The sequence below is a fragment of the Sphingobium sp. RSMS genome (assembly GCF_005406185.4).
Taxonomy (GTDB): domain Bacteria; phylum Pseudomonadota; class Alphaproteobacteria; order Sphingomonadales; family Sphingomonadaceae; genus Sphingobium; species Sphingobium fuliginis.
Window position 1 is genome coordinate 1,652,406 of the sequence record NZ_CM191257.1, and the last position, 13,970, is coordinate 1,666,375.

At 64.7% G+C, this 13,970-nt stretch carries 13 protein-coding genes and 1 tRNA gene; 11 read left to right on the top strand and 3 right to left on the bottom strand.

The features are described 5' to 3' along the window. Positions 1-2: 2 nt before the first annotated feature. The gene (locus tag EGM87_RS07670) at positions 3-857 is read left to right on the top strand and encodes a glycosyltransferase family 2 protein (protein WP_044662480.1); all 855 of its coding nucleotides are present in this window, start codon (positions 3-5) and stop codon (positions 855-857) included. A gap of 110 nt (positions 858-967) precedes the next feature. Here the strand turns inward: EGM87_RS07670 and EGM87_RS07675 are convergent, their stop codons facing one another. Next, on the bottom strand, positions 968-2,299 hold the full coding sequence (locus EGM87_RS07675) for an MFS transporter (protein WP_044662481.1): 1,332 nt from the start codon (positions 2,297-2,299) through the stop codon (positions 968-970). 187 nt (positions 2,300-2,486) lie between these two features. On the opposite strand from EGM87_RS07675, the gene cyoA reads away from it, so the two are divergent. From cyoA to EGM87_RS07715, 8 genes are read left to right on the top strand one after another with little or no spacing between them, the layout of a single operon-like run. Then, a complete protein-coding gene (cyoA, locus tag EGM87_RS07680) occupies positions 2,487-3,620 on the top strand; it encodes a ubiquinol oxidase subunit II (RefSeq protein WP_044662482.1) in 1,134 nt (377 codons plus the stop codon). A gap of 5 nt (positions 3,621-3,625) precedes the next feature. Further along, complete coding sequence (gene cyoB / locus EGM87_RS07685; RefSeq protein WP_044662483.1) at positions 3,626-5,629, top strand: cytochrome o ubiquinol oxidase subunit I; 2,004 nt, start codon at positions 3,626-3,628, stop codon at positions 5,627-5,629. A 5-nt stretch (positions 5,630-5,634) separates the two neighbouring features. After that, entirely contained in the window at positions 5,635-6,258 is a 624-nt protein-coding gene (gene cyoC, locus EGM87_RS07690; RefSeq protein WP_025551291.1) for a cytochrome o ubiquinol oxidase subunit III, read from the top strand. Next, positions 6,255-6,692, top strand: coding sequence for a cytochrome o ubiquinol oxidase subunit IV (gene cyoD, locus EGM87_RS07695; RefSeq protein ID WP_025551292.1), 438 nt, complete (start codon positions 6,255-6,257; stop codon positions 6,690-6,692). Before cyoC ends, cyoD begins: the two co-directional genes overlap by 4 nt. Further along, positions 6,689-7,414: an SURF1 family protein gene (locus EGM87_RS07700; protein WP_044662484.1), complete on the top strand. Its 726-nt coding sequence runs from the start codon at positions 6,689-6,691 to the stop codon at positions 7,412-7,414. The genes cyoD and EGM87_RS07700 overlap by 4 nt, the downstream gene beginning before the upstream one ends. Next, positions 7,411-8,733: an ATP-binding protein gene (locus tag EGM87_RS07705; protein ID WP_044662485.1), complete on the top strand. Its 1,323-nt coding sequence runs from the start codon at positions 7,411-7,413 to the stop codon at positions 8,731-8,733. The genes EGM87_RS07700 and EGM87_RS07705 overlap by 4 nt, the downstream gene beginning before the upstream one ends. Beyond that, positions 8,730-9,260, top strand: coding sequence for a response regulator transcription factor (locus EGM87_RS07710; RefSeq protein WP_044662486.1), 531 nt, complete (start codon positions 8,730-8,732; stop codon positions 9,258-9,260). The genes EGM87_RS07705 and EGM87_RS07710 overlap by 4 nt, the downstream gene beginning before the upstream one ends. A 51-nt stretch (positions 9,261-9,311) precedes the next feature. Continuing rightward, the gene (locus EGM87_RS07715) at positions 9,312-9,437 is read left to right on the top strand and encodes a hypothetical protein (protein ID WP_262857361.1); all 126 of its coding nucleotides are present in this window, start codon (positions 9,312-9,314) and stop codon (positions 9,435-9,437) included. Here the strand turns inward: EGM87_RS07715 and EGM87_RS07720 are convergent. Continuing rightward, positions 9,426-9,499 (bottom strand) — tRNA-Gly (locus tag EGM87_RS07720). The two genes, EGM87_RS07715 and EGM87_RS07720, sit on opposite strands and share 12 nt — an antisense overlap. 62 nt (positions 9,500-9,561) lie before the next feature. Next, positions 9,562-10,524, bottom strand: a complete 963-nt coding sequence (locus EGM87_RS07725) for a sugar kinase (RefSeq protein WP_044662487.1) — start codon at positions 10,522-10,524, stop codon at positions 9,562-9,564. Positions 10,525-10,698: 174 nt separating this feature from the next. Here EGM87_RS07725 and EGM87_RS07730 point away from each other — a divergent pair, with 174 nt between their 5' ends. Further along, a complete protein-coding gene (locus EGM87_RS07730; RefSeq protein ID WP_044662488.1) occupies positions 10,699-12,660 on the top strand; it encodes a hybrid sensor histidine kinase/response regulator in 1,962 nt (653 codons plus the stop codon). 138 nt (positions 12,661-12,798) lie between these two features. Then, positions 12,799-13,671 carry an alpha/beta fold hydrolase gene (locus tag EGM87_RS07735; RefSeq protein WP_044662489.1) on the top strand — a complete coding sequence of 291 codons (873 nt, stop codon included), beginning with the start codon at positions 12,799-12,801 and terminating at the stop codon, positions 13,669-13,671. Positions 13,672-13,970 lie beyond the last annotated feature (299 nt).

Sequence of the window (13,970 nt, forward strand, 5' to 3'; positions counted from 1 at the left end):
GCATGGGCGTCGCGGTCGGCATATTCGCGCATCAGGAGGAACGGCGGATCGGGCGTTGCCTTTCATCGCTGCCGCTAGACCGGGCCGACACCGTCTTCCATGTGCTGGTGAACGGATCGACCGATGCCACGGCAGGACGGGCGCGCGAAGCGGCCGGAGGACGGACGAATGTCATCGTCCACGATCTGGCCGCCGGGGGCAAGGCGCGCACCTGGAACCATTTCGTCCACCGCCTGCTGACCGGCGGAGAAGATGCCGTGATCTTCATGGATGGCGATGCGGAGATCCTTGCCGGGTCGATCGATGCGCTGGTATCGGACCTCGCGGCGCGGCCGGAGGCGAACGCGGCGGCGGGGATGCCGATGAACGGGCGGTCCGCGGACCCCTATCGCCGGACCCTGCGGGAGGAACGGGGATTGTTCGGCGATCTCTACGCCCTGTCGGGGCGCTTCGTGGGAGATATCCGGCTCAGGGGCTTGCGGCTGCCCGAGGACCTGATCGGAGACGACGGTTTGGTGGCGGCATGGGCGCATACCGACCTGGGGCGCGATGCCGACTGGCGGCGGGAGCGGGTCCTGGCCTGCGAGGATGCCGGCTTTCGCTGTGAGGCGGTCAGCCTGTTGCGGCCCACCACCCTGCGCATGCAATATCGGCGGATGATCAATTATTCGGTGCGCTTTTTCCAGAACCGGATCATTTCCGACATCATGGGCCGGGATGGCGTGGACGGGCTGCCGGTGCGGATGGATGCGGTTTATGGGGAATGGTTGCCGCGCTTTGCGCCGCGCGCGCTGCCCGTGGGATGGTTCGACCGGAAGGCGTTGGCGCGCATGCGGGATTTTGCGCGGGGGAAGTAGAGCGTCGCTCCGAGCTTGGCTTAACGTGCTCCTGTGGGCACGTCGGGGACAGAAAAGGGCCGGAGAGGACACCCCCCTCCGGCCCCTTTTCGAAGATGGCGGATGCCCCCTTAACGGTCGCGGGCCGCCAGTTCCTTGTTGATGTAGAGCGCCACCATCGTCGCCACCGCACCCGACAGCAGGTAGATGCCCGAGGCGGCCAGGCCGAATTTCACGGACAGCAACAGGGCCACCAGCGGCGCGAAGCCGGCGCCGACCAGCCAGGCCAGGTCCGACGTCAGGGCCGACCCGGTATAGCGCGCCTCGGTCGCGAAATTCGACGCGACGACGCCGGACGACTGGCCGAAAGCCAGCCCCAGCAGCATGAAGCCCAGGATCATGAAGGCGACCTCTCCCAGATCGCCGCCGTTCAGCAGCAGCGGCGCCATGATGCTGAAGATCGCGATGCCGAGCGCCGACCATGCCAACAGGGAGCGGCGGCCGATCTGGTCCGCGATGAAGCCGGAAACGACGATGGCCAGCAGGCCCACGGACGCGCCGATCATCTCGATGATCAGGAAGCGTTCCAGCGGCTGGTTGGTGAACAGCGCGACCCAGCTCAGCGGGAACACGGTGACCATGTGGAACAGCGCGAAGCTCGCCAGCGGAGCGAAGGCGCCGATGATGATGTTGCGCCCTTCCGCCTTGACCGTCGGCAGGATTTCGGACGGCTGAAGGTCCTTCTGCTCGAACAGGCGTTCGAATTCATGCGTCACCACGATGCGCAGCCGGGCGAACAGCGCGACGACGTTGATCGCGAAGGCCACGAAGAAGGGATAGCGCCAGCCCCAGTCGAGGAAGTCCGCACGCGACAGCGTCAGCAGGAAGAAGGCGAACAGCCCGCTCGCCACCAGCAGGGCCAGCGGCGCGCCGAGTTGCGGCACCATGGCGTACCAGCCGCGCTGATGCTGCGGCGCGTTGAGCGACAGCAGCGACGCCAGCCCGTCCCATGTGCCGCCCAGCGCCATGCCCTGCGCCGCGCGCAAGATGATCAGGACTAACGCAGCATAATGGCCAATCGTCGCATAACCGGGCATGAAGGCGATGGACGCGGTCGAGCCGCCGAGCAGGAACAGCGCGACGGTCAGCTTCGTTCCGCGCCCGTAGCGGCGATCGATGGCCATGAAGATCAGCGAACCGATGGGCCGCGTGATGAAGGCGACGGCGAAGACCGCGAAGGAATAGAGCGTGCCGGTCAGGGCATCCACATAGGGGAACACAAGGCTCGGGAACACGATGACCGAGGCGATGGCGTAAACGAAGAAATCGAAGAATTCGGAGGTGCGACCAATGATCACACCAATGGAAATATCACCCGGCGCGATCTTGTGGTCCCGCGCATTGATCAGGCGCGCATCATCCTCCAGCGATCGGGAGGTGAAGGTCATGGCCTGTGAACTCATAGGCATCCGCTCCTTGGCTAAGCCACCGGAACCCTCTTCTGTTCTGCCGGCGGCCACGGATAGGCAACATAGCAGAAAACCCGCAGAGTCTAAGCAGTATCCCACCGCTGAAGCATTTTTTGCATCTGCGCACAATGGGACAAATTGCCCACTGTTCGACTCCCTGCGGAAGCGGTAGGCGGCCCCCATGCCACACCCCATCCCCCTCGACCGGACCCGGATTTTCCGCTGGTCCGCTCCGATTCTGGCGCTGCCGCTGACGGCCTGCGACTGGGTCGTGATGAACCCGTCGGGCGATATTGCGGTGCAGCAGCGCGACCTGATCCTGATCTCGACCGCGCTGATGCTCCTCATCGTCGTTCCCGTCATGGCGCTCGTCGTCTTCTTCGCCTGGCGCTACCGCGCGGCGAACAAGGCCGCGGACAAGGATTATGACCCGGACTGGGACCATTCCACCAAGCTGGAACTGCTGATCTGGTCCGCGCCGCTGCTGATCATCATCTGCCTTGGCGCGCTGACCTGGGTCAGCACGCACAAGCTCGATCCCTATCGGCCGCTCGACCGCATCGACGCCAGGACGGCGATCGATCCCAGGGTGAAGCCGCTGACGGTCGAGGTCGTGGCGCTCGACTGGAAATGGCTGTTCATCTATCCCGAACTGGGCATCGCGACGGTCAACGAGCTGGCGCTACCGGTCAATGTGCCGGTGCGGTTCGACATCACCGCCTCTACCGTGATGAACAGCTTCTACGTGCCTGAACTCGCCGGCCAGATCTATGCCATGCCCGGCATGAAGACCCAGTTGCACGCCGTCGCCAACCGGCCGGTGGCGGGCACCGGCATTTCCGCCAACTATTCGGGCGCGGGCTTCACCCACATGCGCTTCGCCTACCGGGCGCTGGACAGGGCCGGGTTCGATGCCTGGGCAGCCGGGGTGAAGGCCAGCCGCGCCCATCTCGATCGCGACGTCTATCTGACCCTGGCCAAGCCCAGCGAAAAGGCGCCGGTCGCCTATTTCTCCGCCGTCGATCCCAAGCTGTTCGATGCCGTGGTCAATCTGTGCCCCCGGCCCGGCCAGCGCTGCATGGGCGAGCTGATGCACGTCAACATGATGGGCGGCGCGGGCAAGGAATCGGCGCGCGACACCAAAGGTCTGCGCTACGACTTCCCCGACAGCCATGTGATCGAACAGTCGGACCGGAACAGGGGGCAGGAGACTGCTCCCGACGCACCGGCCGCGGACGGCGCGAAGGGCGCCGCGCAGGCGCCGGGCGATCACTCTTCCCACAGCGGCGCTGACGCGCACGCGCAGCATCGGTAAGGCCCATGACTGGCACAATGACAACCGCACAGATGATCTTCGGTCGTCTGACATGGGACAGCTTCCCATGGCATGAGCCCATCGTCGTCGCGACCTTCGTCGCGGTGGTGCTGGGCGGCGCCGCCCTTGTCGCGGCGCTCACCTGGTTCCGGCTCTGGGGCTATCTCTGGAAGGAATGGTTCACCAGCGTCGATCACAAGAAGATCGGCATCATGTACATGGTGCTGGGCCTCATCATGTTCCTGCGCGGATTTGCCGACGCGATCATGATGCGCATCCAGCAGGCCTGGGCCTTCAACGGTTCCGAAGGCTATCTGAACGCCCATCATTATGACCAGGTGTTCACCGCGCACGGGGTCATCATGATCTTCTTCGTGGCGATGCCGTTCATCACCGGCCTGATGAACTACATCGTGCCGCTCCAGATCGGGGCGCGCGACGTCAGCTTTCCCTTCCTCAACAATTTCTCCTTCTGGATGACGACAGGCGGCGCCGTGCTGGTCATGATGTCGCTGTTCCTGGGCGAGTTCGCGCAGACCGGCTGGCTTGCCTATCCGCCGCTGTCAGGGCTTGCCTACAGTCCCGCGACAGGCGTCGATTATTATATCTGGGCGTTGCAGGTGGCGGGCGTCGGCACGACATTGTCCGGCATCAACCTGATCGCGACCATCGTGAAGATGCGCGCGCCGGGCATGTCGCTCATGAAGATGCCGGTGTTCACCTGGACCTCGCTCTGCGCGAACGTCCTGATCGTCGCCTCCTTCCCGATCCTGACCGCCACGCTCGTCCTGCTGTCGCTCGACCGCTATGCCGGCACCGCCTTCTTCACCAATGATTTCGGCGGCAATCCGATGATGTACGTCAACCTCATCTGGATCTGGGGCCATCCGGAGGTCTATATCCTCATCCTGCCGCTGTTCGGCGTCTTCTCCGAAGTGGTCTCCACCTTCTGCGGCAAGCGCCTGTTCGGCTACACCTCCATGGTCTATGCGACCTGCACCATCATGGTGCTGTCCTACCTGGTGTGGCTGCACCACTTCTTCACCATGGGTTCGGGCGCCAGCGTCAACAGCTTCTTCGGCATCACGACGATGATCATCTCGATCCCGACGGGCGCCAAGCTGTTCAACTGGCTGTTCACCATGTATCGCGGCAAGATCCGTTTCGAGCTGCCGATGATGTGGGCCGTCGCCTTCATGCTGACCTTCACGGTGGGAGGCATGACCGGCGTGCTGCTGGCGGTTCCGCCCGCGGACTTCGTGCTGCACAACTCGCTGTTCCTGATCGCCCATTTCCATAATGTGATCATCGGCGGCGTGCTGTTCGGCCTGTTCGCGGCGATCAACTACTGGTGGCCCAAGGCCTTCGGCTTCAGGCTGAACGTCTTTTGGGGCAAGGTCAGCTTCTGGTGCTGGAACATCGGCTTCTGGCTGGCTTTCGGTCCGCTCTACGTGCTCGGCCTGATGGGCGTCACGCGCCGCCTGCGGGTGCTGGACGATCCGTCGCTGCAACCCTGGTTCGTCATCGCGGCGATCGGCGCCGCCATCATCGCCATCGGCATCGGCGCCATGCTGATCCAGTTCGCGGTGTCCATCTGGAAGCGCGACGAGCTTCGCGATCCGACCGGCGACCCCTGGGACGGCCGTACCCTGGAATGGGCGACCAGCTCGCCCCCGCCGGAGTATAATTTCGCCTTCACCCCCGTGGTGTACGATGGCGACACCTGGGCGGACATGAAGAAGAACGGCTATCAGCGTCCGCTGAGCGGCTACAGGCCGATCCACATGCCGAGCAGCACGGGCGCGGGCGTGATCCTGGCCGGGCTGGCGACGCTGTGCGGCTTTGCGCTCATCTGGTACATCTGGTGGCTTGCGGGGCTGAGCTTCATCGGCATCGTCGCCGTCGCCATCGGCCACACCTTCAACTACAAGCGCGACTTCTACATCCCTGCGGAGGATGTGACGCGCACCGAGGAAGAGCGCACGCAAATCCTCGCGGCGGGAGTCTGACACGCATGAGCAGCGCAACTGCACATAGGGAACCCCGGGCCTATCACCTGCCCGAGGAGCCGCACCTCCACGAAGGCCACAGCACCATGCTGGGCTTCTGGATGTATCTGATGAGCGACTGCCTCATCTTCGCCATCCTCTTCGCCACCTATGCGGTGCTGGGCGGCAGCTATGCCGGCGGGCCGGGGCCAAAGGACCTGTTCGACCTGCCCCTCGTCGCGCTCAACACCGCGATGCTGCTCTTCTCCTCGATCACCTATGGCTTCGCCATGCTGGCGATGGAGAAGAACAGGGTCAGCGCCACGCAGGGCTGGCTGGTCGTCACGCTGCTGTTCGGCGGGGCGTTCCTGTTCATCGAACTCTACGAATTCGCGCACCTCATCCATGAGGGCGCGGGTCCGTGGCGTTCGGCGTTCCTGTCCTCCTTCTTCACGCTGGTCGGAACGCACGGGCTGCACGTCACCTTCGGTTCGATCTGGCTGGTCACGCTGATGGTGCAGGTCGCGAAGAAGGGCCTGATCCCTGCCAACAAGCGGCGGCTGATGTGCCTGTCGATGTTCTGGCACTTCCTGGACGTCATCTGGATCGGCGTCTTCACCTTTGTCTATCTGATGGGAGTGCTCCGGTGAGCGATGCCGTCCATCCGCACGGTGGCCACGACCACCATCATGACGATCATCATGACGCCCATTCGCACGGCAGCTTCGGCAGCTACATGATCGGTTTCGGCCTGTCGGTGATCCTGACGGCCATTCCCTTCTGGCTGGTGATGAGCGGCGCGCTGAACGACCCGCAACTGACGGGCATCGTCATCATGGGCTTCGCCGCGGTCCAGGTCGTCGTCCACATGATCTACTTCCTGCACATGAACACCCGCGTCGAAGGCGGCTGGTCGTTCATGGCGATGATGTTGACGGTGGTGCTGGTCGTCATCGTCCTGTCCGGTTCCCTGTGGGTCATGTATCATCTGAACGCGAATATGATGCCGCACGCGCAGATGGAGATGGACATGGGTCCGACCCAGGAAATGCGCGTCATGCACAATATGAGCGAGATGCCGTGACAACGGGCCAAGACGGGGAGCGCTCCCGGCGCTCCCCGGCCTTTCCGATCGGCCTGACGCTGATCGCCCTCTTCTTTTTTGCCGGATTTTGCGCACTGGGCGCCTGGCAGGTCCAGCGCCTCGCCTGGAAGCGCGACCTGATCGCCCGCGTCGATGCGCGAATCCATGCCGCCCCCGTCCCCGCTCCCCGCATGGCCGCAAAGGCCGACGAATATCGGCGCGTCAGGATTTCGGGGCGTTTCCTCCATGACAAGGCCGCGCTGGTGCAGGCCGTCACGGTGCGCGGCGCCGGTTTCTGGGTGCTGACGCCGCTCGTCACCGATCGGGGCTTCACGGTCATCGTCAATCGCGGCTTCGTGCCGCCCAACAGGCGACGGGACTATATGCGTCCTCCGGGCGAAGCGCGGATTTCGGGACTGCTGCGGCTCAGCGAACCGGGCGGCGGGTTCCTGCGCTCCAACGATCCGGCAGGCGACCGCTGGTTCTCCCGCGATGTGGCCGCCATCGCAGCAGCGCGCGGGATCGGGCGGCCGGTGGCCGATTATTTCATCGACGCCGATGCGGCGGCCGATCCCGGCGCCTTGCCTGTCGGCGGCCTCACCATCGTCGCCTTTCCGAACAATCATCTGCAATATGCGATCACATGGTTCGCACTGGCGGCAATGGTCGCGGGCGCGTACATATTCGTGATGCGCCAGGAGCGGAAAGACCGCCGGGGATGAACCGGAACCTGCCGATCAGCACCCTCTGGCAACCCAGCCAGTGGCCTGCCGACGCCGCGGGCCGCAAGAATCTGGCGCTGCTGGTGCAGTTGCGCTGGCTGGCGATCGCGGGGCAGCTCATCACTATCCTCGCCGTGCATTTCATCATGGGCATCCGCCTGCCCATCGCCCCGATGCTGCTGATCGCGGGCATGGCGATATTGATGAACGGCCTCAGCTTCGGCGCGCTGCGCAAGCGGACCGACGTGTCCCATGCCGAACTGTTCCTGTCGCTGCTGTTCGACGTGCTGCTGCTGACGGCGCAGCTCTATCTTTCAGGGGGGGCGACCAATCCCTTCATCTCGCTCTATCTGGTGCAGGTGGCGCTGGGGGCGGTGCTGCTCGACCGGTGGAGCATCTGGGGCATCGTCTTCGTCTCTGCGCTCTGTGCGGGGCTGCTGGCGCTGCATTACCGGCCGCTGGACCTGAACGGCGCGCTGGAAGGCCATTTGTTCGACCTGCATATCGTCGGCACATGGATATGCCTTACCATGATCGCCGTGCTGCTGGTGCTGTTCGTGCTGCCGGTGACGCGCAACCTCCAGGCGCGGGACGCCTATCTCGCCCGGTTGCGTCAGCAGGCGGCGGAGGAGGAGCATATCGTCCGCATGGGCCTGTTGGCGTCGGGCGCGGCGCATGAACTGGGCACCCCCCTCTCCCAGCTTGCGGTGGTGCTGGGCGACTGGCGGCACATGCCGGAGATCACGGCCCACCCCCCGCTGGTCGAGGAAGTGGCGGAGATGCAGGCGGCGGTCCAGCGCTGCAAGGAGATCGTCACCGGCATCCTCCTGTCCTCCGGCGAGGCGCGGGGCGAGGCGCCGGAAGTGACCAATGTGCGCGATTTCATAGAGGGCATCGCCATGGAGTGGCGCAGGGCGAATCCCGGCATGCCGCTGCGCTGCGATTTCGGGCCGCATGACTATCCCCGCATCGTGGCCGATCCGGTGATCCGGCAGGCGATCGGCAATCTGCTCGACAATGCGCGGGAGGCGGGCGCGACCTATATCGACCTGCTGGCGGGGCGCGACAGCAGTTCGCTCAACATCGCGGTGCGCGACAATGGCAGCGGCTTTTCGGAGGCGATGCTGGAGGATTTCGGCAAGCCCTATCGATCGAGCAAGGGCAAGGAAGGCCATGGCCTGGGCCTGTTCCTTGTGGTCAATGTGGTGCGCAAGCTGGGCGGCAGCGTCAGCGCGAGCAACGGCGCGGACGGCGGGGCGCTGATCCTGCTGCGGCTGCCGCTGGGCACGGTGGCGCTGGAAGAGGAGACGGCCCGATGACTGAGCGCCTGCTGGTGATTGTCGAGGATGACGAGGCGTTCGCCAGAACGCTCAAGCGCTCCTTCGAACGGCGCGGCTATACGGTGCTGGCGGCCGACAGCCATGCGGCGCTGGAAACGGTGCTGGCGGGCAGCAGGCCCGGCTTCGCCGTGGTCGACCTGAAGCTGGGCGCGGAATCCGGCCTCGTCTGCGTGCAGACATTGCATGCCCATGATCCGGCGATGGTGATCGTCGTCCTGACCGGCTTCGCCAGCATCGCGACGGCGGTGGAGGCGATCAAGCTCGGCGCGTCCAACTATCTCGCCAAGCCGTCCAACACCGACGACATAGAGGCGGCCTTCGCGCGTTCCGCCGGCGACCCTTCCACCCCCCTCGCGCCCCGCCCGACGTCGATCAAGACGCTGGAATGGGAACATATCCATGAAGTGCTGAAGGACAGCGACTTCAATATCTCCGAAGCGGCACGGCGATTGGGCATGCACCGGCGCACGCTGGCAAGGAAGCTGGCGAAGCGGCAGGTGGGTTGAAGAGGATATGGGGTGGATGGCGGTCGGCGCGGCCGTTGGCGACAGGAGTTGATGCCCGCCATTGACCGGTTCGCGATTCGCCGGTCGCCACTGGCCGGTTCGCGGCTGGCCCATCAGGAACGCGCCCGGGGCGAACTCGACATAGCCGTCATGATGTCAGGAATCTGGAGCGGGTGAAGGGAATCGAACCCTCGTCGTAAGCTTGGGAAGCTTCTGCTCTGCCATTGAGCTACACCCGCCGGGGTGAAACGCGGCTTAGCCTTTGATCCCAATGCCGTCAACGAGGTCGCAGCGGAGAATTTCAGAGGTCGGCATAGGGCGCATCGCCATCGCGGGCCGGTATCGCGCCCCGGCGGCCGATATTCCAGCCGGCCAGGCGATGACCCGCAAGCGCCGCCTCGCGCGCCGAACGACCGGCGAGGCGGGCATGGAGATAGCCGCCGTTGAACGCATCGCCAGCGCCGCTCGAATCGACGACGGAGAGCCTGGCGGGCGGCGCGACGATCTGCCCATCCACCAGACAGCCGTCGGCGCCCAGTTTCACCACGATCTCGCGGCCTTCGCCAGCGCCCCAGCGGCGGGCCGCATCCTCGACATCGTCCGCCTCGCCCATTTCGACCTCATCGGCCAAAGTGGGCAGACCCATGTCGCTGAGCGCGATGGCACGGTCGCGCCAGTGGCGCGCGGTCGCGGCATCGGGCCAGAGCCGGGCGCGGTAATTGCCGTCGAACGCCACCTTGCCCCCCTTTGCGCGAACCGCCGCGCACAGGGCGAACAGCTTTTCGCGCGCTTCCTCGGACAATATCGCAAGCGTGATCAGGGAAAAATAGAGCAGTTCCGATCCAGCCGCTTCTTCCACCATGGCGGCGCTTTCCGGCAGGTCGAACATGCGCCTGGCGGCCGCCTCTCCCCGCCAATAGTGGAAGCTGCGTTCGCCCTGCGCATCGGTCTCTATCGCGTAAAGGCCCGGCAGCTTTCCCTCGGCGGAGAGCAGCAGCGACGTGTCGACGCCCTCTGCTTCCCAGGCTGCGCGCAGTTCAGCGCTCATCGGATCGGCGCCGATCGCGCTCGCAAAGCGCACATGGTCGCCACAACGGGCGAGATGGATCGCCGTGTTGATGACGTCGCCGCCATAGCGCAGGTTCCAGCCCCCACCCGATCCAACCTGGCCCGATCCAACCTGGCCCGAACCGAACCCGTCCGACGCGCGGCTCAGTTCCAGCATCGCTTCGCCCACGACGGTGATTCCTGCTGTCTTGCCCATATGCGTTCCGTCTTCCTGGCCATCCTTGCCGAAGGCGCCTCCTTGGCGCGGAGGGCACGGCGAAGTCAATGCCGCGCCCGGCCCGGCACGCCGGACAATCGCTTTCGCAAGCGGAACGTCCGGAACGCATGCGCGTTGTGGACGACGAACATGTCAATTCGACGGGAACCCCTCATGAGCACGGCGGCACCGGAAGGATCTGGAAACCGCTTCGAGCTGCTGGTCCAGAACGTCACCGACTATGCCATCTACATGCTCTCCGCCAACGGCATCGTCGTCAGTTGGAATGCCGGCGCGCGGCGCTTCAAGGGCTATGAGGCCGATGAGATCATCGGTGAGCATTTCTCCCGCTTCTACACGCCGGAGGATCAGGCGGCCGGCCTGCCCGCGCTTGCGCTGGACACCGCCGAAAATGCCGGCCGGTTCGAGGCGGAGGGATGGCGCGTGCGCAAGGACGGCTCCCGCTTCTGGGCGCATGTGGTCATCGATCCCATCCGCGAACCCGGCGGCCAGCTTATCGGCTTCGCCAAGGTCACCCGCGACCTGACCGAACGCCGCGCGGCGGAGGAGGAATTGCGCCGCAGCGAGGAACGGTTCCGCCTGCTGGTGCAGGGCGTGACCGACTATGCCATCTACATGCTGGACCCCATTGGGACGATCACGAGCTGGAATCCGGGGGCCGAACGCTTCAAGGGCTATACGACCGAAGAGATATTGGGCCAGAATTTCGCGCGCTTCTATTCGGAAGAGGACCGCATGGCCGGCCTGCCATCCCGGGCGCTGGACACGGCAGCGCGCGAAGGCCGGTTCGAGGCGGAGGGATGGCGCATCCGCAAGGACGGCTCCCGCTTCTGGGCGCATGTCATCATCGATACGATCCGCAGCGCCGCCGGCGAATTGATCGGCTTCGCCAAGATAACGCGCGACCTCACCGAACGGCGGGAGACGCAACTGGCGCTCGAAGAAGCGCGGGAGGCGGTGTTCCAGGCGCAGAAGATGGAGGCCATCGGCAAGCTGACGGGCGGTGTCGCCCATGATTTCAACAATCTGCTGGCCGTGATCGTCGGTAGTCTGGACCTGGCGCGGCAGCGGCTGGCGACCGGGGCGGACGTGTCCCGCTATATCGACAACGCGATGACGGCGGCGGAACGCGGGGCGACGCTGACGCAGCGCATGCTGGCCTTTGCGCGCAAGCAGGAACTGAAGTTGCGGAGCGTCGATTGCGTGGCGCTGGTGCGGGACATGGCCGACCTCCTGAAGACGACGCTGGGCAGCGGGATCGCCATCGAAACCCGCTTTCCCCTGCATCTGAGCGCCGCCCATGCCGATCCGGCCCAGCTTGAACTGGCGCTGCTCAATCTGGCGGTGAACGCCAGGGACGCCATGGCCGGCGACGGACGGATCATCATAGAAGGGGTGGAGGCCACTCTGCCCAAGGCGCAACGCCCCGGACTGGAGGGCGGCCCCTATGTGCGCCTGTCCGTCATCGATGAGGGCGAGGGCATGGACGCAGCGACGCTGGAGCGGGCGCGCGAACCCTTCTTCACGACAAAGGGCGTCGGCAAGGGCACGGGCCTTGGCCTGTCGATGGTGCACGGCTTTGCCGAACAATGCGGCGGTTCCCTGACCATCGTCAGCGAACCGGGCCAGGGAACCACGGTGTCGCTGTGGCTGCCGATGGCGCCCGCCGAACCGGCGGAGGTGGCCGTGGCCGACATTCCCGATGCCCTTGCCCTGGCGCTGACGGAGCCGCTGGTGATCCTGGCCGTCGACGATGACGATCTGGTGCTGACCAACACCGCGGGCATGCTGGAGGAACTGGGGCACACGGTATTCCAGGCGACGTCGGGACCGGATGCGCTGCGCATATTGGAACAGGGCAGCGTCGACCTGGTGATCAGCGACTATGCCATGCCGGGCATGACCGGCACGCAGCTGGCCGACGAGATCGAGCAAAGGCTGCCCGGCCTGCCGGTGGTCATCATCACGGGTTTTGCCGAACTGCCGCCGAACATGACGCAACGGCCCCGACTGGACAAGCCGTTCAAGCAGGCGGAACTGGCGCGCATCGTGACCGCAGTGGCGCAGGACCACCAGAAGCTCGTCAGGCTGGCCGCCCATCCGGACGATCTGTAGAGCGGCGATCTTTACCAAAGCTTGACGAAACAGGCGTAAAACAGGGATTTTCCTGTTCTCGCCCCTTGCATGCGCCGGGGAGTTCGCCAAAGAGACATGAACCTTGTCCCTCCCCTGTCCACCCGCTCGCAGGATCGCATGAACACGCAAGCCGCGCCGACTTCCCATTTCTACACGTCGCTGCGGATGCGCCTGCACTATCTGGACTGGGGCAACAGCGCCGCGCCGACGCTGGTTCTGGTGCATGGCGGCTTCGACCATTCGCGGAGCTGGGACTGGACGGCACGGGCGCTGGCGAAGGATTATCACGTCGTCGCGCCCGACCTGCGCGGCCATGGCGACAGCGCCTGGTCGGCCGAGGGTTCCTACATGATGGCGAACTATGTCTACGACCTGGCGCAGTTGATCGAGCAACTGGGCCGGGAGCCGGTGATATTGGTCGGCCATTCGCTGGGCGGATCGATCGCGCTGCGCTATGCCGGGCTGTTCCCGGAAAAGGTCGCCAGGATCGTCGCCATAGAGGGACTGGGCCTGTCGCCGGGCCGGATCGAGGAACAGTCGCAAAAGGCCGAGCCCGACCTATGGCTGCAATGGATCGAGAAGCGGCGGAACCGGGCGCGTCAGGCACGGCGGCATTATCCGACCCTGGAGGCAGCCGTCGCGCGCATGCGGGAACGCAACGACCATCTGTCGGTCGAACAGGCGATGCACCTCACCATCCACGGCGTCAATCGCAACGAGGATGGCAGCTATCGCTGGAAATTCGATCCCTATCTTCACGATGCGGCGCCCCAGGCCTGGTCGGACATGGACCTGCCGCAATTCTGGAAGCGGATCACATGCCCGACGCTGCTGTGCCTTGGGCTGGATAGCTGGGCGTCCAATCCGGTGAAGGATGGGCGCGCCGCGCATTTCCGGGATGCCCGGCTGGTCGAATTCGCGGATGCCGGTCATTGGCTGCACCATGACCAGTTCGACCGCTTCATCGCGGAACTGCGCGCCTTCCTGTGACCCGGCCATTCGGAATTTCAACCCTCACCCCGGCGAAAGCCGGGATGAGGGTATGAAGGGCGCCGCCTGGAGCCAATCGACATTCAGAAGATGACGAGCCGAGCCGAAGGCCACCGAAGGTAAAATGGTGGTTTTCCGTGACCCGGAGCGCAGCCTACTCAAAGTAGGTGAGCACTGGAAGCTCGGAAAAGCGTCATTTGCAGGCCGTCAGGGCTGAATGTCGATTGGCTCTAGAGCAGATTCCGATCCGATTGCATCGGCTCGACTGCTCTAAGTTTTTGTTTTGTCGCGTTTTCCGA